This window comes from Pseudomonas sp. A-1, from assembly GCF_004801855.1.
Taxonomy (GTDB): domain Bacteria; phylum Pseudomonadota; class Gammaproteobacteria; order Pseudomonadales; family Pseudomonadaceae; genus Geopseudomonas.
The window spans coordinates 27,286-44,170 of the sequence record NZ_SSTC01000014.1; the positions used below are offsets into that span (position 1 = coordinate 27,286).

14 protein-coding genes are annotated in these 16,885 nt (G+C 66.9%); 2 read left to right on the forward strand and 12 right to left on the reverse strand.

Annotated elements, in window-relative coordinates; all coding sequences use genetic code 11:
• Window positions 1–9: 9 nt before the first annotated feature.
• Together lolD and E5198_RS04735 are read right to left on the reverse strand one after the other, a co-directional pair.
• Window positions 10–699: a lipoprotein-releasing ABC transporter ATP-binding protein LolD gene (gene lolD, locus E5198_RS04730; protein ID WP_136488864.1), complete on the reverse strand. Its 690-nt coding sequence runs from the start codon at window positions 697–699 to the stop codon at window positions 10–12.
• Window positions 692–1,939, reverse strand: coding sequence for a lipoprotein-releasing ABC transporter permease subunit (locus tag E5198_RS04735; protein ID WP_136488865.1), 1,248 nt, complete (start codon window positions 1,937–1,939; stop codon window positions 692–694). Before E5198_RS04735 ends, lolD begins: the two co-directional genes overlap by 8 nt.
• A 214-nt stretch (window positions 1,940–2,153) precedes the next feature.
• Here E5198_RS04735 and E5198_RS04740 point away from each other — a divergent pair, with 214 nt between their 5' ends.
• Window positions 2,154–2,876, forward strand: a complete 723-nt coding sequence (locus tag E5198_RS04740) for a glycerophosphodiester phosphodiesterase (RefSeq protein ID WP_136488866.1) — start codon at window positions 2,154–2,156, stop codon at window positions 2,874–2,876.
• A gap of 42 nt (window positions 2,877–2,918) precedes the next feature.
• On the opposite strand, the gene sthA is transcribed toward E5198_RS04740, so the two are convergent.
• From sthA to E5198_RS04790, 10 genes are all read right to left on the reverse strand, one after another.
• A complete protein-coding gene (sthA, locus tag E5198_RS04745) occupies window positions 2,919–4,313 on the reverse strand; it encodes a Si-specific NAD(P)(+) transhydrogenase (protein WP_136488867.1) in 1,395 nt (464 codons plus the stop codon).
• Window positions 4,314–4,451: 138 nt separating this feature from the next.
• Window positions 4,452–4,688, reverse strand: coding sequence for a (Na+)-NQR maturation NqrM (nqrM, locus tag E5198_RS04750; RefSeq protein WP_136488868.1), 237 nt, complete (start codon window positions 4,686–4,688; stop codon window positions 4,452–4,454).
• Complete coding sequence (locus tag E5198_RS04755; RefSeq protein WP_136488869.1) at window positions 4,685–5,716, reverse strand: FAD:protein FMN transferase; 1,032 nt, start codon at window positions 5,714–5,716, stop codon at window positions 4,685–4,687. The genes nqrM and E5198_RS04755 overlap by 4 nt, the downstream gene beginning before the upstream one ends.
• A 5-nt stretch (window positions 5,717–5,721) precedes the next feature.
• On the reverse strand, window positions 5,722–6,945 hold the full coding sequence (nqrF, locus tag E5198_RS04760) for an NADH:ubiquinone reductase (Na(+)-transporting) subunit F (protein ID WP_136488870.1): 1,224 nt from the start codon (window positions 6,943–6,945) through the stop codon (window positions 5,722–5,724).
• Window positions 6,946–6,960: 15 nt separating this feature from the next.
• Entirely contained in the window at window positions 6,961–7,569 is a 609-nt protein-coding gene (nqrE, locus tag E5198_RS04765) for an NADH:ubiquinone reductase (Na(+)-transporting) subunit E (protein ID WP_136488871.1), read from the reverse strand.
• Window positions 7,569–8,234 (reverse strand): NADH:ubiquinone reductase (Na(+)-transporting) subunit D, encoded by a 666-nt coding sequence (locus E5198_RS04770; protein WP_136488872.1) that lies wholly within the window; start codon window positions 8,232–8,234, stop codon window positions 7,569–7,571. The genes nqrE and E5198_RS04770 overlap by 1 nt, the downstream gene beginning before the upstream one ends.
• 2 nt (window positions 8,235–8,236) lie before the next feature.
• Entirely contained in the window at window positions 8,237–9,025 is a 789-nt protein-coding gene (locus tag E5198_RS04775) for a Na(+)-translocating NADH-quinone reductase subunit C (RefSeq protein ID WP_136488873.1), read from the reverse strand.
• Complete coding sequence (locus tag E5198_RS04780) at window positions 9,018–10,229, reverse strand: NADH:ubiquinone reductase (Na(+)-transporting) subunit B (RefSeq protein ID WP_136488874.1); 1,212 nt, start codon at window positions 10,227–10,229, stop codon at window positions 9,018–9,020. Before E5198_RS04780 ends, E5198_RS04775 begins: the two co-directional genes overlap by 8 nt.
• A 2-nt stretch (window positions 10,230–10,231) precedes the next feature.
• The gene (locus E5198_RS04785; RefSeq protein ID WP_136488875.1) at window positions 10,232–11,569 is read right to left on the reverse strand and encodes a Na(+)-translocating NADH-quinone reductase subunit A; all 1,338 of its coding nucleotides are present in this window, start codon (window positions 11,567–11,569) and stop codon (window positions 10,232–10,234) included.
• Between the two features lie 280 nt (window positions 11,570–11,849).
• Window positions 11,850–13,310, reverse strand: a complete 1,461-nt coding sequence (locus E5198_RS04790; protein ID WP_136488876.1) for a glyceraldehyde-3-phosphate dehydrogenase — start codon at window positions 13,308–13,310, stop codon at window positions 11,850–11,852.
• 129 nt (window positions 13,311–13,439) lie between these two features.
• On the opposite strand from E5198_RS04790, the gene mfd reads away from it, so the two are divergent.
• The gene (gene mfd / locus E5198_RS04795) at window positions 13,440–16,880 is read left to right on the forward strand and encodes a transcription-repair coupling factor (protein ID WP_136488877.1); all 3,441 of its coding nucleotides are present in this window, start codon (window positions 13,440–13,442) and stop codon (window positions 16,878–16,880) included.
• Window positions 16,881–16,885 lie beyond the last annotated feature (5 nt).

Sequence of the window (16,885 nt, forward strand, 5' to 3'; positions counted from 1 at the left end):
GACCCTCCCCTACTCCGCCAGTACCAGCCGCCCGCCCTCCAGGCGCAGCACGCGGTCCATCTGCCGCGCCAGGGCGATGTCGTGGGTCACCACCAGGAAGGCGGTGTGCAGCGACGTGCTCAGCTCCTGCATCAGCTCCTGGATGCCGCGCGCGGTGTGCTGGTCGAGGTTGCCGGTGGGCTCGTCGAGCAGCACCAGCGCCGGCCGGTTGACCAGTGCGCGGGCGATGGCCACGCGCTGGCGCTCGCCGCCGGAAAGCTCGGCCGGCTTGTGGCCCAGACGATGCCCCAGCCCGACCCGCTCCAGCAGCGCCGTGGCCCGCTGGCGCGCCTCGCCGATCGGCATGCGTCCGATCAGCAGCGGCATGCACACGTTCTCCAGCGCATTGAACTCCGGCAGCAGGTGGTGGAACTGGTAGACGAAGCCCATGGCGCGATTGCGCAGCAGGCCGCGGGCCTTCTCGTTGAGCGCCGACAGCTCCTCGCCGGCCAGCCAGACGCTGCCCTCGCTGGGAGTATCGAGGCCGCCGAGCAGGTTGAGCAGGGTGGTCTTGCCCGAGCCGGAGCTGCCGACGATGGCCACCCGCTCGCCGGGCTGCAGCGCCAGCTCGACGCCCTTGAGCACCTCCACCGACTGCGGCCCCTCTTCGTAGCACTTGCCGAGGTTGCGGCACAGCAGCACCGCCTTGTCGTTACTCATAGCGCAGGGCCTCCGCCGGCTGGGTGCGCGCCGCGCGCCAGGCCGGGTACAGGGTGGCAAAGAAACTCATCAGCAGCGCGGCCGAGCAGATCAGCACCACATCCTCCACGCGCAGCTGCGACGGCAGGTAGTTGATGAAATACACGTCCGAACTGAGGAACTTGCGCCCCAGCAGGTTCTCCAGCGCCGCCACCCACTGGGTGACGTTGAGCGCGGCGATCACGCCGAGCACGCCGCCGATCAGGGTGCCGACCACGCCGATCACCGAGCCCTGGACCATGAACACCAGCATGATCTGCCGCGGGGTCATCCCCAGGGTGCGCAGGATGGCGATGTCGGCCTTCTTGTCGGTCACCACCATCACCAGGGTGGAGATGATGTTGAACGCGGCCACCGCGACGATCAGCAGCAGCAGCAGGGCGATCATGGTCTTCTCCATCTGGATCGCCTGGAACAGGCTGCCGTGGCTGCGCGTCCAGTCGCGGGCGACGTAGTCGCCTTCGCTGAAGCCGGTGGCGATCTCCCAGGCCACCTGCGGCGCCTTGAACAGATCCTTGAGCTTCAGGCGCACACCCTCCACCTGGTTTTCCTGCCAGCGCGACAGCCGCGCGGCATCGCCGATGTGGATCAGCGCCAGCGAGCTGTCCAGCTCGGCGCCGACCTTGAACACGCCGACCACGGTGAAGCGCTTGAGCCGCGGGAACACCCCGGCCGGCGTCACCGACGCCTCGGGCAGGATGAAGGTCAGCTTGTCGCCGACATTGACGCGGAAACGCCGCGCGGTGATCTCGCCGATGACGATGCCGAACTCGCCGCTCTTCAGAGCCTCCAGGCTGCCCTGCACCATGTGCTGGTCGATGATCGAGACGTTCTTCTCGGCCTCCGGCAGCACGGCGTTGACCAGTACCGGCTGTGTCCCGCCGCTGTGGGTGAGCATGCCCTGCAACTGGCTGAACGGTGCCACCGCCACCACCTCGGGGTGCTTGGCCACCCTGGCGGCCAGCGCCTGCCAGTCATCGATCGGCTGGTAGCTGCTGATGGTGGCGTGCGGCACCATGCCGAGGATGCGCGTGCGCAGCTCGCGGTCGAAGCCGTTCATCACCGACAGCACCAGGATCATCACCAGCACGCCGAGGGCGAGGCCGACCATCGAGGTCAGGGAAATGAACGAGATGAAGTGGTTGCGGCGCTTGGCACGCGTGTAGCGCATGCCGATGAATACGGGTAAGGGTCTGAACATGCTCGGGTTGCCTTGCGGGCGAAGGGAAGACGTCCGTTTGTCACGCCGGCGGCGGGAACTCGCTACAGACCACACCGGCGGCCGGCAGTTCGCCGGACGGGCGGCAGTCTACCGCAACGCCGGTCGCCACGCACCGACGGCGACCCCGACCTCTCCCCAAAGCGGCGGCGGCATGCTAGAAGGCTGCATCAGCCTGATTGCGCAAGGAGCAGTCGTGACCCTCATCTACGGCCATCGCGGCGCGCGGGGCGAAGCCCCGGAAAACACCCTCGCCAGCTTCCAGCGCTGCCTCGAGCAGGGCGTGACCCGCTGCGAGCTGGACCTGCACCTGTCCGCCGATGGCGAACTGATGGTGATCCATGACCCGACGCTCAGGCGCACCACCGGCCAGCGCGGCAAGGTGGCGGCGCACAGCGCCGCCGAACTGGAGCGCATGGACGCCCGCGTCGGCGGCCCGGCCTGGCCGCAGCCCTGCCCGATCCCGCGCCTGCGCACGCTGTTCACCCATTGCGACTTCGAGCACTGGCAGCTGGAGGTCAAGAGCGCCTCGCGCGAGCGTGCGGCACGCACCGTGGAGGCGATCGCCGCACTGACCCGCGAGCTCGGCCTCGGCCACCGGGTCACCGTGACCAGCAGCTCGCGCACCGTGCTGCGCGCCCTGCAGGAACTGGCCCCGCAGTTGGCCCGCGGCCTGGTCGCCGAGTACGCCTGGCTGGATCCGCTGAAGGTCGCGCAGCGCTACGGCTGCGGCCTGCTGGCGCTGAACTGGACGCTGTGCAGCCCCGAGCGGTTGCGCAAGGCGCAGCAACAGGGGCTGCACGTGTCGGTGTGGACGGTCAACGAGCCGGCGCTGATGCGCCGGCTCGCCGACTTCGGCGTGGACAGCCTGATCACAGACTTTCCCGGTTTGGCCAGCGCCACCCTCGGGAATCGCTGAGCGGCCAGTCTCCGACCGGCTCAGGCCACCGGTCGGAGCCGCTCAAAAAAGCCGGTTGAGGCCGTCGAACGCCGCCACCCGATAGGCTTCGGCCATGGTCGGGTAGTTGAAGGTGGTGTTGATGAAGTACTTGATGGTGTTCGCCTCGCCCTTCTGGTTCATGATCGCCTGACCGATGTGGACGATCTCCGAGGCCTGGTAGCCGAAGCAGTGCACGCCGAGGATCTGCAGGGTCTCGCGATGGAACAGGATCTTCAGCATGCCCACGCGCTCGTTGGATATCTGCGCACGCGCCATCGACTTGAAGAAGGCCTTGCCCACCTCGTAGGGAATCTTCTCCTTGGTCAGCTCCTGCTCGTTCTTGCCGATCGAGCTGATCTCCGGGATGGTGTAGATGCCGGTCGGCACGTCATTGATGAAGTGCCAGCTGTCGTCCTCGACGATGCTGCCGGCCGCCGAACGGCCCTGGTCGTAGGCGGCGCTGGCCAGGCTCGGCCAGCCGATCACGTCGCCGGCGGCGTAGATGTTCGCCACGCTGGTGCGGTAGTGCTGGTCGACGGCGATCTGCCCGCGGCTGTTGGCCTCGATGCCGACGTTTTCCAGGGCCAGCTTGTCGGTATTGCCGGTGCGACCGTTGCACCACAGCAGGGCGTCGGCCTTGATCTTCTTGCCGGACTTCAGATGCAGCACCACGCCGTGGTCGAGGCCCTCGATGCGCTCGTACTCCTCGTTGTGGCGGATCAGCACGTTGTTGTTGCGCAGGTGGTAGCTCAGCGCATCGGAGATCTCGTCGTCGAGGAAGCTGAGCAACTGGTCGCGGTTGTCGATCAGGTCGACCAGCACGCCCAAGCCGCTGAAGATCGACGCGTACTCGCAGCCGATCACTCCGGCTCCGTAGATGATCATCCGCCGCGGAGTGTGGCTGAGGGTGAGGATGGTGTCGCTGTCGTAGATGCGCGGGTGACTGAAGTCGACGTCGGCCGGACGGTAGGGGCGCGAGCCGGTGGCGACCACCACCTGCTTGGTGACCAGCTTCTCCACCACGCCGTTGTGGGTCACCACGTCGATGGTGTTGGCATCGGCGAAGCTGGCGGTGCCGGTGAACACGTCCACGCGGTTGCGCGCGTAGTAGCCGGTGCGCGAGGCGACCTGCTTGTCGATGACCAGCTCGGCGCTCTTCAGCACGTCGGGGAAGGAGAACCAGCGCGGCTCGCCGATCTGGCGGAACATCGGGTTGGTGTTGAACTGCAGGATCTGCCGCACCGAGTGACGCAGGGCCTTGGAGGGAATGGTGCCGAGGTGGGTGCAGTTGCCACCGACCAGCTTGCGGCTATCCACCACCGCCACCTTGCGTCCGTTCTTGGCGGCGCTCATCGCCGCGCCCTCGCCCGCCGGGCCCGAGCCCAGCACCACCACGTCATAGTTGTAGACAGCCATCGACTACTCCTTCAGGGACAAACTGCAGCCCGCCTCGGGCGGGCCTCACATCCGCCGCCGCGCGAGCCCGGTCCTGAGGCCGGCCCGCTGGCGGGCGGGAAATAAAAAAGGGGCAGTGTCGTCACTGCCCCGTCGGGGTCATCTGCTGCGGGTCGCGTCGTAAGCCTGGGCCGCGCCCGGCTTGCCGTCACCCTCGCTGTTGGCTTCCTCGCATTTCTGGGTATCGCCGCCGCAGATCGGGCACTCGTCCTTCTCGATGCCGAGGTTGGCGATGCCGCCGCAGGAGCCGGCGATGGGCTTGCGGCCCATGATCACGCCGATCGCCATGCCGAACACCACCAGCAGCATGAGCGCAAAAACCAGTAACCAGGTCATGGTCGTTCCCCTTGCGCTGCCGTCAGCGCGTCAAAAGCCTTGGTTGCGTGGGTCACGTAGCCTTCGTCCTCGCGGGTCACGAAGAAGGCCGCGATGCCCTGCCGCTCCGCCCAGCGTACGCCCTCTTCCGGACCGAGCACCATCAGCAGGGTGGACAGGCCATCGGCCAGCAGGGCCTTGGGATGCAGCACGGTCACCGCCGCCAGGCGGTGGGTGATCGGCGCGCCGCTGCGCGGGTCGAGGGTGTGCGAGTAGCGCCGGCCATTTTCCTCGAAGTAGTTGCGATAGTCACCCGAGGTCGACACGCCGTAGCCATCCAGGGCCAGCACCTTCTGTGCCACCCGCTGGTCGTCGCGCGGCGCCTCGATGGCGATGCGCCAGGGCGTGCCGTCCGGCTTGCGCCCGCGCGCCTTGAGCTCGCCGGTGGCCTCCACCAGGTAGCTGGCCACGCCCTGCTGCTCCAGCCAGGCGGCGATGCGGTCCACCGCGTGGCCGGCGGCGACGCTGTTGAAGTCCACCTGGACCTTGGCGTCCTTGCACAGCTGCTCGCCGTCGATGCGCAGGTGCTGGTGGCCAATGCGCTGGCGCGCCTCGGCGATCGCCTCGGCACTGGGCACCTGCTCGGCGCGCGACTGGGGCCCGAAGCCCCACAGGTTGAGCAGCGGCTCGATGGTCAGGTCGAAGGCGCCGTCGCTCTGCAGCGACAGGCCCTCGCCCAGGCGCACCAGCTCCAGCACGTCCGCCGGCATGGCCTGGCAGGTACCCGCCGGCGCGCGGTTGAAGCGCTCGATCAGCGAGTCGTCGCGGTAGGTGGACATCTGCTGGTCGACCTCGGCGAGGATCGTCTCGACGCCGGCCTGCAGGGCCTGCGCATCGGCGACGCCGTCGCCGCGCACGTACTTGACCGAATAGGTGCTGCCCATGGTCGGCCCGCCGAAGGACTCCAGCGGGTCGGAAAACTGGCAGCCCGCCAGCGCTGCCGCACAGGCGACAGCGATGACGGGCTGCAGGAGACGCACTAGCGACATCGACACTAGCCGCCGAAGTCGTCGAGCAGGATGTTCTCCCGCTCCACGCCCAGGTCGAGCAGCATCTTGATCACCGCGGCGTTCATCATCGGCGGACCGCACATGTAGAACTCGCAGTCCTCGGGCGCCGGATGGTCCTTCAGGTAGTTCTCGTAGAGCACGTTGTGGATGAAGCCGGTGAGGCCGGTCCAGTTGTCCTCGGGCTGCGGGTCGGACAGCGCCAGGTGCCACTGGAAGTTCGGGTTCTCGGCCTGCAGCTGGTCGTACTCCTCGACGTAGAACGCCTCGCGCATCGAGCGCGCGCCGTACCAGAAGCTCATCTTGCGCGTGGACTTCAGGCGCTTGAGCTGATCGAAGATGTGCGAGCGCATCGGCGCCATGCCCGCGCCGCCGCCGATGAACACCATCTCGTTGTCGGTGTCCTTGGCGAAGAACTCGCCGAAGGGTCCGTACACGGTGATCTTGTCGCCCGGCTTGAGGTTGAACACGTAGGAGGACATCTTGCCCGGCGGGATGTCGTCCTTGCCCGGCGGCGGCGAGGCGATGCGGATGTTGAACTTGACGATGCCCTTCTCTTCCGGGTAGTTCGCCATGGAGTAGGCGCGAATGGTCGGCTCGTCCACCTTCGACACGAAACGCCACATGTTGAACTTGTCCCAGTCGCCGCGGTACTCGGGCTGGATGTCGAAGTCCTTGTAGTTGACCACGTGCGGCGGGCACTCCAGCTGCACGTAGCCGCCGGCGCGGAAGTCCACGCTCTCGCCGTCCGGCAGGCGCAGGGTCAGCTCCTTGATGAAGGTGGCCACGTTGGGATTGGACTCCACCGTGCATTCCCACTTCTTCACGCCGAAGACTTCTTCCGGCACCTCGATGTGCATGTCCTGCTTGACCGGGGTCTGGCAGGACAGGCGCCAGCCGGCCTTGGCCTCGCGCTTGGTGAAGTGCGACTCCTCGGTCGGCAGCATCTCGCCGCCGCCCGACTCGACGATGCACTTGCACTGGGCGCAGGTGCCGCCGCCGCCGCAGGCGGAGGACAGGAAGATGTTGTTGGCGGCCAGGGTCTGCAGCAGCTTGCCGCCGGCCGGTACGGTGATGGTGCGCTCGCCGTTGATGAGAATGTTCACGTCGCCGCTGGACACCAGCTTGGCGCGGGCCATCAGGATGATGACCACCAGCGCCAGCACGATGGCGGTGAACATGCCGATGGCGAGGAAGATTTCATAGTTCATCTGTTCTTCCCTTCCTTAGAGCTGCACGCCGGAGAACGACATGAAGCCCAGCGACATCAGGCCGATGGTGATGAAGGTGATGCCCAGCCCCTGCAGGCCGGCGGGCACGTCACTGTACTTGAGCTTCTCGCGCACACCGGCGAGCACGGCGATCGCCAGCGCCCAGGAGAAGCCCGAGCCCAGGCCGTAGACCACGCTTTCCGAGAGGTTGTAGTCACGTTCGACCATGAACAGCGAGCCGGCCATGATCGCGCAGTTCACCGTGATCAGCGGCAGGAACACGCCCAGCGCGTTGTAGAGCGAGGGCACGTACTTGTCCAGCAGCATCTCGAGGATCTGCACGATGGCGGCGATCACGCCGATGTAGCTGAGCAGGCCGAGGAAGCTGAGATCGACGTCCGGCAGGCCGGCCCAGGCCAGCGCACCTTCCTTGAGCAGGTAGGTGTACAGCAGGTTGTTGGCCGGCACGGTGATGGTCTGTACCACCACCACGGCGATGCCGAGGCCGATCGCCGTCTCCACCTTCTTGGAAATGGCGATGAAGGTGCACATGCCGAGGAAGAAGGCCAGCGCCATGTTCTCCACGAACACGGCCTTCACGAACAGGCTGATGTAGTGTTCCATCAGTAGGCCTCCTTGCTAACGTGCGGAGCCATCTTGTAGCTGGGCTTCTCGACCTGGGCGGTCTTCCAGGTGCGCAGGCCCCAGATGATCAGGCCGATCAGGAAGAACGCCGAGGGCGGCAGCAGCAGCAGGCCGTTGGGCTGATACCAGCCGCCGTCGTTGATCACCGGGATGATCTCGAAGCCGAGCAGCTTGCCGGAGCCGAACAGCTCGCGGACCACGCCGAGGATGATCAGCATGGCGCTGTAGCCCAGGCCGTTGCCGATGCCGTCGAAGAACGACAGCACCGGCGGGTTGGCCATGGCGAAGGCTTCGGCGCGGCCCATCACGATGCAGTTGGTGATGATCAGGCCGACGAACACCGACAGCTGCTTGGCCAGGCTGAAGGCATAGGCCTTGAGCACCTGGTCGACCACGATCACCAGCGAGGCGATGATCACCATCTGCACGATCATGCGGATCGAGCTGGGGATCTGGCTGCGCACCAGCGAGATGAACAGGTTGGAGAAGCCGGTCACCAGGGTCAGGGCGATCGACATCACCAGCGCGGTCTTCAGGTTGGAGGTCACCGCCAGCGCCGAACAGATGCCGAGGATCTGCAGACCGATCGGGTTGTTGTGGACGATGGGGTTGAGCAGGACTTCCTTGATTGTGGGTTTGGACATGATCAGGCCTCCCCGGCACGCAGGTTAGCAATGAAGGGACCGAAGCCGTCCCGGCCCAGCCAGAACTGCAGCAGGTTGTGCACGCCCTTGCTGGTCAGGGTCGCGCCAGCCAGGCCGTCCACCTGATGGGTGGCCTTGGGGCTCTGCGCATCGACCGTGCCCTTGACGATTTCGACAGCCAGCTCGCCCTGCTCGCTGAACAGGGTCTTGCCCAGCCACAGCGCCTTCCACTTCGGGTTGTCCACCTCGCCGCCCAGACCCGGGGTCTCGGCGTGCTGGTAGAAACCGAAGCCGGCCACGGTGTTGAGGTCGCCCTTGACCGCCATGAAGCCGTGCAGGGTCGACCACAGGCCGTAGCCGCGCACCGGCAGGATCAGGGTTTCCAGCTGGCCGTCGGTCTCCACCAGATACACGGTGGTGAAGCGCTCGCGGCGCTTGATCGAGGCGATGTCCTGGGCGCCGGTGAGGGCGTCGGACAGCTTGGGATCCTTGGCTGCCTTGAGCGGATCGAAGGTCGCCGCATCCTGGGCGTCGCTGAACTTGCCGGTCTGCAGATCGACCACGCGGGCGCGGATGCGCTCGGCGAACAGCTGCTTGACCTGCTTGCCGGACATCTCGGCCTCACCCAGGCCGGCGATGGCCAGGATGCTGCGCTGCTTGTCCAGCTGGCGGTTCTCGACCTGGGTCGGTTTCAGTGCCACGGCCGCGCCGGCGACGAACACCGAGCACACCAGGCAGACCACCAGCGCCACCATGAGGGTGCGGACGGTGGATTCCTTTTGACTAGACATTGCGTGCCAGCCTCCGCTTGATATTGGCCTGAACGACGAAGTGGTCGATCAGCGGTGCAAACAGGTTGGCGAACAGGATCGCCAGCATCATGCCTTCCGGGAAGGCCGGGTTGACCACGCGGATCAGCACCACCATCAGGCCGATCAGCGCGCCGAACAGCCACTTGCCGGTGTTGGTCATCGACGCCGAGACCGGGTCGGTGGCCATGAACACCATGGCGAAGGCGAAGCCGCCGACCACCAGGTGCCAGTACCAGGGCATGGCGAACAGCGGGTTGGTGTCCGAGCCGATGACGTTGAACAGGGTGCTGGTGGCGATCATGCCGAGCATCACGCCGGCGACGATGCGCCAGGCGGCGATCTTGGTCAGCAGCAGCACGGCGCCGCCGAGCAGGATGGCCAGGGTGCTGGTCTCGCCGATCGAGCCGTGCTCGAAGCCGAGGAAGGCATCCATCCAGGTGATGCCCTGGCTGGCGATCGCCTCGACGCCGCCGGCGGCGGCCAGGCTCAGGCTGGTGGCGCCGGCGAAGCCGTCCACCGCGGTCCACACGCCGTCGCCGGAGATCTGCGCCGGGTAGGCGAAGAACAGGAAGGCGCGGCCGACCAGGGCCGGGTTGAGGAAGTTCTTGCCGGTGCCGCCGAACACTTCCTTGCCGATCACCACGCCGAAGCTGATGCCCAGCGCGACCTGCCACAGCGGGATGGTCGGCGGCAGGATCAGGGCGAACAGCACCGAGGTGACGAAGAAGCCTTCGTTGACCTCGTGGCGACGGATGGAAGCGAACAGCACTTCCCAGAAGCCGCCGACGATGAAGGTCACCAGGTAGATCGGCAGGAACCAGGCCGCGCCCTGGATGAAGCAGTCCCACAGGCTGCCCGGGTCGAAGCCGGCCAGCGCGCCGATCAGGCTGAAGCGCCAGCCATCCTGCGCCGCCAGCAGCTCGGGGCTCTGGGCGAAGACCAGGTTGGCCTGGTGGCCGACGTTCCACATGCCGAAGAACATCGCCGGGAAGGTGCACAGCCAGACGGTGATCATCATGCGCTTGAGGTCGATGCCGTCGCGCACGTGGGCGGTGGTCTTGGTCACGCTGCCGGGGCGATAGAAGAAGGTGTCCACGGCCTCGTAGAGGGCGTACCACTTCTCGTACTTGCCGCCCTTCTCGAAGTTGTGCTCGATCTTGTCGAGGAAATCACGCATTCCCATGGTCAACCCTCCTTCTCGATGCGATTCAGGTTATCCCGCAGGATCGGGCCGTATTCGTACTTGCCGGCGCAGACGTAGCTGCACAGCGCCAGGTCTTCCTCGTCCAGCTCCAGGCAGCCGAGCTTCTGCGCCATCTCGGTGTCACCGACGATCAGGTAGCGCAGCAGCTGGGTGGCGAGGATGTCCAGCGGCATCACTTCCTCGTAGTTGCCCACCGGCACCATGGCGCGCGGGCTGCCGTTGGTGGTGGTGCTGAACGGGAACTTCCTGTCGCCCATCAGCTTGGAGACGAACACGTTGAGCACCGAGTGCTTGTTCACCCCGGCGCGCAGGTAGTGCAGCATCTCGCGGTCGTTGCCCTCGCGCAGGCAGGACACCTGCAGATGGTAGCGACCGAGGTAGGCGCAGGCGCCGCGCGAAGTGCGGCCACCGAACACCGAGCCGGAAATCACCCGGTTGTGGCCGGACTGCAGCTCGCCGGCAGTCAGCTCCTGCAGGCTGGCGCCCAGGCGGGTGCGCACCAGGCGCGGCTTGTCCACCACCGGACCGGCCAGGGCGACCACGCGCTCGACCCACAGCCGGCCGCTGGTGAACAGCTTGCCGACGGCGATGACGTCCTGGTAGTTGATGGTCCACACGCTCTTGGTCGCGCTGACCGGATCGAGGAAGTGGATGTGGGTGCCGGGCAGGCCGGCCGGATGCGGCCCGGCGAAGCTCTCGGTGGTCACCCCGGCAGTGCCCTCGCCGGCCAGGCTGACGCCTTCGGCCTTGCACAGGAACACCTTGGCCAGGCGCGCCAGCACCTTGAGGCCGCTCTCGAAGTCCGCCGCATGTTCGCCGATGATCACCGCCGGATCGGCGGCCAGCGGATTGGTATCGATGGCGCTGACGAAGATCGAGCTGGGCACGGCGTCGACCGCCGGCACCTTGCTGTACGGGCGGCTGCGCAGGGCGGTCCACAGGCCGGAGGCCTGCAGGTTGTCACGCACTTGGGCCGCGTCGAGGCTGGCCAGTTGGCCGGCCGGGTAGCTGGCGAAAGTAAGCTGCTCGTCGCCATCCACGTCGATGACCACGGACTGCAGCACGCGCTGCTCGCCGCGGTGGATGGCGCTCACCACACCGGCGGCTGGCGCGGTGTAGTTCACCCCGGGGGTCTTCTTGTCGGAGAACAGGACCTGGCCGAGTTTGACTCGATCACCGACCTGCACCTGCATCGTGGGCTTCATCCCGTGATAGTCGAAGCCAACGAGCGCCACGCTGCGCACGGGCCGGGCGGCCTCGATGCGTTGCGCGGGTGCGCCGGTGATGGGCAGGTCCAGACCACGTTTGATTTTTATCATACGTATTGCCCAATCACTGTGTATGAAACGAATAGGGTTACCGGCACGACATGAGCCAGCGACGACTGCCCCCTCTGCCAGCCATCATCGACGTCGAACCGGAAATACCCCGTGCAAAAATCCGAACGATTATAAGGACCCCCTCACCCGCTGGCCACCGAAGCCGCCGTTTAATTGGGGCAAACAGTAACAAGCAGATACAAGAGCCCCTCACAAGTGTCTGTCCGGAAAAGAAAAACGGGAGCCGAGGCTCCCGTTTTTCAGACCGCAGCAGCGCGGATCAGCGCGGGAAGGACGGCGGGTTGACCCCGGCCATGTCCTCCAGCACGCGCACCACCTGGCAGCTGTAGCCGAACTCGTTGTCGTACCACACGTAGAGCACGACGCGGTTGTCGTTGCAGATGGTGGCTTCGGCGTCGACGATGCCGGCATGGCGGGAACCGACGAAGTCGGTGGACACCACTTCCGGCGAGTTGGTGAAGTCGATCTGCTTGTGCAGCTCCGAGTGCAGCGCCATGTGGCGCAGGTACTCGTTGATCTCCTCGCGGCTGGTGGCCTTCTCCAGGGTCAGGTTGAGAATGGCCATGGAGACGTTCGGCGTCGGCACGCGGATGGCGTTGCCGGTCAGCTTGCCCTTGAGCACCGGCAGGGCCTTGGCGGCAGCGGTGGCGGCGCCGGTCTCGGTGATCACCATGTTCAGCGGTGCACTGCGGCCGCGGCGATCGCCCTTGTGGAAGTTGTCGATCAGGTTCTGGTCGTTGGTGTAGGAGTGCACGGTCTCCACGTGACCATGGGCGATGCCGAACTTGTCGTAGACGGCCTTCAGCACCGGCACGATGGCGTTGGTGGTGCAGGAGGCGGCGGACAGTATCTTGTCGTCGGCGCCGATCAGGCCATGGTTGATGCCATGGACGATGTTCTTGATCTCGCCCTTGCCCGGCGCGGTCAGGATCACGCGGGCGGCGCCCGGGCACTTCAGGTGCTGGCCCAGACCCTCGGCGTCACGCCACTTGCCGGTGTTGTCGACGACGATGGCGTTGTTGATGCCGTAGGCGGTGTAGTCGACGGTGGTCGGGTCGTTGGAGTAGATCACCTGGATCAGGTTGCCATTGGCGAGGATGGTGTTGTTCTCCTCGTCGATGGTGATGGTGCCGTTGAACGGACCGTGCACCGAGTCGCGACGCAGCAGGCTGGCACGCTTGACCAGGTCGTTGGCGGCACCCTTGCGCACGACGATGGCACGCAGGCGCAGGCCGTCGCCGCCGCCGGTCTTCTCGATCATGATGCGCGCCAGCAGGCGACCGATGCGACCGAAGCCGTACAGCACCACGTCGGTGCCTTCGCGCTGCTCGCTGCCCTGCTTGCCGACCACTTCGGCCAGCTCCTCGCGCACGAACTGCTCGGCGCTGCGGCCGTTGCCTTCGTGCTTGAACTTGACCGCCAGACGACCCAGGTCGACGGAGGCGGCGCCCAGCTCCAGCTGGCCCAGGGCCTGCAGGATCGGGAAGGTGTCATGGACCGACAGCTCGGCGTCGTCGATCTGGCGGGCGAAGCGGTGCGCCTTGAGGATGCCGATCACCGAACGGTTGATCAGGCCGCGGCCGTAGATCGAAGTCACCACATTGTTGTTGCGGTAGAGCTGGCCGATCAGCGGAATCATGGCCTCTGCGAGGGCCTCGCGATCAATCCACTCACCAAGGCACTGGTCGGTCTTCTGGGTCACGGGCGGTACCTTCCACATGTAGGGGATAACAAAAAAGGGCTACATTATGACGGCGCCAGCGCTTTCGGGCAACGTGCCGCGCGCGGCACTGACAGTCGGCGCGAGGCCCCGCTACAATCCGGACTTTGTCGCCATCCAGAGCCGCCCGTGACCGTACTGCGTCTTCCGAGCCTGCCGGCCGCCGCCGGCAAACAACACTGGGGCAACCTGCCCGGCGCCGCCCAGAGCCTGGCCATCGCCGAGGCCGCCAGCCGCAGCCAGCGCTTCACCCTGCTGCTGACCGAAGGCAGCCAGAGCGCCGAGCGCCTGCAGGAGGAGCTGCGCTTCTTCGCCCCCGACCTGCCGGTGCTGCACTTCCCCGACTGGGAAACCCTGGCCTACGACGTGTTCTCGCCGCACCAGGACATCATCTCCCAGCGCATCGCCACCCTCTACCGCCTGCCGGAACTGAAGCACGGCGTGCTGGTGGTACCGATCGCCACCGCCCTGCACCGCCTGGCGCCGCCGCGCTTCCTGCTCGGCTCCAGCCTGGTGCTGGACGTCGGCCAGCGCCTCGACGTCGACGACATGCGCGCGCGCCTGGAGGCGGCCGGCTACCGCTGCGTGGACACCGTCTACGAGCACGGCGAGTTCGCCGTGCGCGGCGCGCTGATCGACCTCTACCCGATGGGCAGCGAACTGCCCTACCGCATCGACCTGTTCGACGACGAGATCGAGACCCTGCGCACCTTCGACCCCGAGAGCCAGCGCTCGGTGGACAAGGTCGACTCGATCCGCCTGCTGCCGGCGCGCGAGTTCCCGCTGGAGAAGAAGGCGGTGGCCGACTTCCGCGCGCGCTTCCGCGAGCGCTTCGACGTCGACTACCGGCGCTGCCCGCTGTACCAGGACCTGTCCAGCGGCCTGGTGCCGGCCGGCATCGAGTACTACCTGCCGCTGTTCTTCGAGGCGACCGCCACCCTGTTCGACTACCTGCCGGCCGACACCCAGGTGTTCTCGCTGCCCGGCATCGAGCACGCCGCCGAGCAGTTCTGGAGCGAGGTGCGCAGCCGCTACGAGGATCGCCGCGTCGACCCCGAGCGGCCGCTGCTGCCGCCGGCCGAGCTGTTTCTGCCGGTGGAGGACTGCTTCGCCCGTCTCAAGGACTGGCCGCGCATCGTCGCCGACCAGCGCGACCTCGAGCCAGGCGTCGGCCGCGAGCGCTTCAATGCGCGCGCCCTGCCCGACCTGGCGATCCAGGCCAAGGCCGGCGAGCCGCTGGCCGCGCTGCGCCGCTTCATCGAGGAGTACCCGGGACGGGTGCTGTTCTGCGCCGAATCGGCCGGACGCCGCGAGGCGCTGCTGGAGCTGCTCGCCCGCCTCAAGCTCAAGCCCAGGGAAGTCGACGGCTGGGCTGCCTTCGCCGCCGACGGCGAGCGTCTGGCGATCACCATCGCCCCGCTCGACGAGGGCCTGCTGCTCGACGAGCTGGCACTGATCCCGGAAAGCCCGCTGTTCGGTCATCGGGTGATGCAGCGCCGGCGCCGCGACCGAGGCCAGGGCGGCGGCGACAACGTGATCAAGCACCTCACCGAGCTGCGCGAAGGCGCACCGGTGGTGCACATCGACCACGGCGTCGGCCGCTACCGCGGCCTGGTCACCCTCGAGGTGGAGGGCCAGCCGGCCGAGTTCCTCATGCTCGAGTACGCCGAGGAGGCCAAGCTCTACGTGCCGGTGGCCAGCCTCGACCTGATCGCCCGCTACACCGGCAGCGACGACGCCCTGGCGCCGCTGCACCGCCTCGGCTCGGAAACCTGGCAGAGGGCCAAGCGCAAGGCCGCCGAGCAGGTGCGCGACGTCGCCGCCGAGCTGCTCGACGTCTACGCCCGCCGCGCCGCCCGCCAGGGCTTCGCCTTCAGCGACCCGCACGCCGACTACGAGACCTTCAGCGCCGGCTTCCCGTTCGAGGAGACTCCGGACCAGCAGGCCGCCATCGAGGCGGTGCGCACCGACATGCTCAGCGCCAAGCCGATGGACCGCCTGGTGTGCGGCGACGTCGGCTTCGGCAAGACCGAGGTGGCCATGCGCGCCGCCTTCATCGCTGTCCATAGTGGGAAACAGGTGGCGGTGCTGGTGCCCACCACACTGCTCGCCCAGCAGCACTACAACAGCTTCCGCGACCGCTTCGCCGACTGGCCGGTGAAGGTCGAGGTGATGAGCCGCTTCAAGTCGGCCAGGGAAGTGCGCGAGGCCGAGCAGCTGCTCGCCGAGGGCAAGGTCGACATCGTCATCGGCACCCACAAGCTGCTGCAGGACGACGTGAAGTTCAAGGATCTCGGCCTGGTCATCATCGACGAGGAGCACCGCTTCGGCGTGCGCCAGAAGGAGCAGTTCAAGGCCCTGCGCAGCGAGGTGGACGTCCTCACCCTGACCGCCACGCCGATCCCGCGCACGCTGAACATGGCGGTGTCGGGCATGCGCGACCTGTCGATCATCGCCACCCCGCCGGCGCGCCGCCTGTCGGTGCGCACCTTCGTCATGGAGCAGAACAAGCCGACCATCAAGGAGGCGCTGCTGCGCGAACTGCTGCGCGGCGGCCAGGTCTACTACCTGCACAACGAGGTGTCGAGCATCGAGAAGTGCGCCGCCGAGCTGGCCGAGCTGGTGCCCGAGGCGCGCATCGGCATCGGCCACGGCCAGATGCGCGAGCGCGAACTGGAGCAGGTGATGAGCGACTTCTACCACAAGCGCTTCAACGTGCTGGTGGCCTCGACCATCATCGAGACCGGCATCGACGTGCCCAGCGCCAACACCATCATCATCGAGCGCGCCGACAAGTTCGGCCTGGCCCAGCTGCACCAGCTGCGCGGCCGGGTCGGCCGCAGCCACCACCAGGCCTACGCCTACCTGCTCACCCCGTCGCGCCAGCAGATGACCGAGGACGCGCAGAAGCGCCTGGAGGCCATCGCCGGCGCCCAGGACCTCGGCGCCGGCTTCGTGCTCGCCACCCACGACCTGGAGATCCGCGGCGCCGGCGAGCTGCTCGGCGAGGGCCAGAGCGGGCAGATCCAGGCGGTCGGCTTCACCCTGTACATGGAGATGCTCGAGCGCGCGGTCAAGGCGATCCGCAAGGGCGAGCAGCCCAACCTCGAGCAGCCGCTGGGCGGCGGCCCCGAGGTCAACCTGCGCCTGCCGGCGCTGATTCCCGAGGACTACCTGCCCGACGTCAACGCCCGCCTGATCCTCTACAAGCGCATCGCCTCGTGCACCGACGAGAATGCGCTGAACGAACTGCAGGTGGAGATGATCGACCGCTTCGGCCTGCTGCCGGAGCCGACCAAGCACCTGATGCGCCTGACCCTGCTCAAGCTCAGGGCCGAGCAGCTCGGCATCAGGAAGGTCGAGGCCGGCCCGCAGGGCGGGCGCATCGAGTTCGCCGCGCATACCCCTGTCGACCCGCTGACGCTGATCAAGCTGATCCAGGGCCAGCCGACCCGCTACAAGTTCGAGGGCGCCACCCTGTTCAAGTTCGTGGTGCCGATGGAGCGCCCGGAACAACGCTTCAACACCCTGGAGGCGCTGTTCGAGCGCCTGACCCCGTCCGCTGCCTGAAGGAA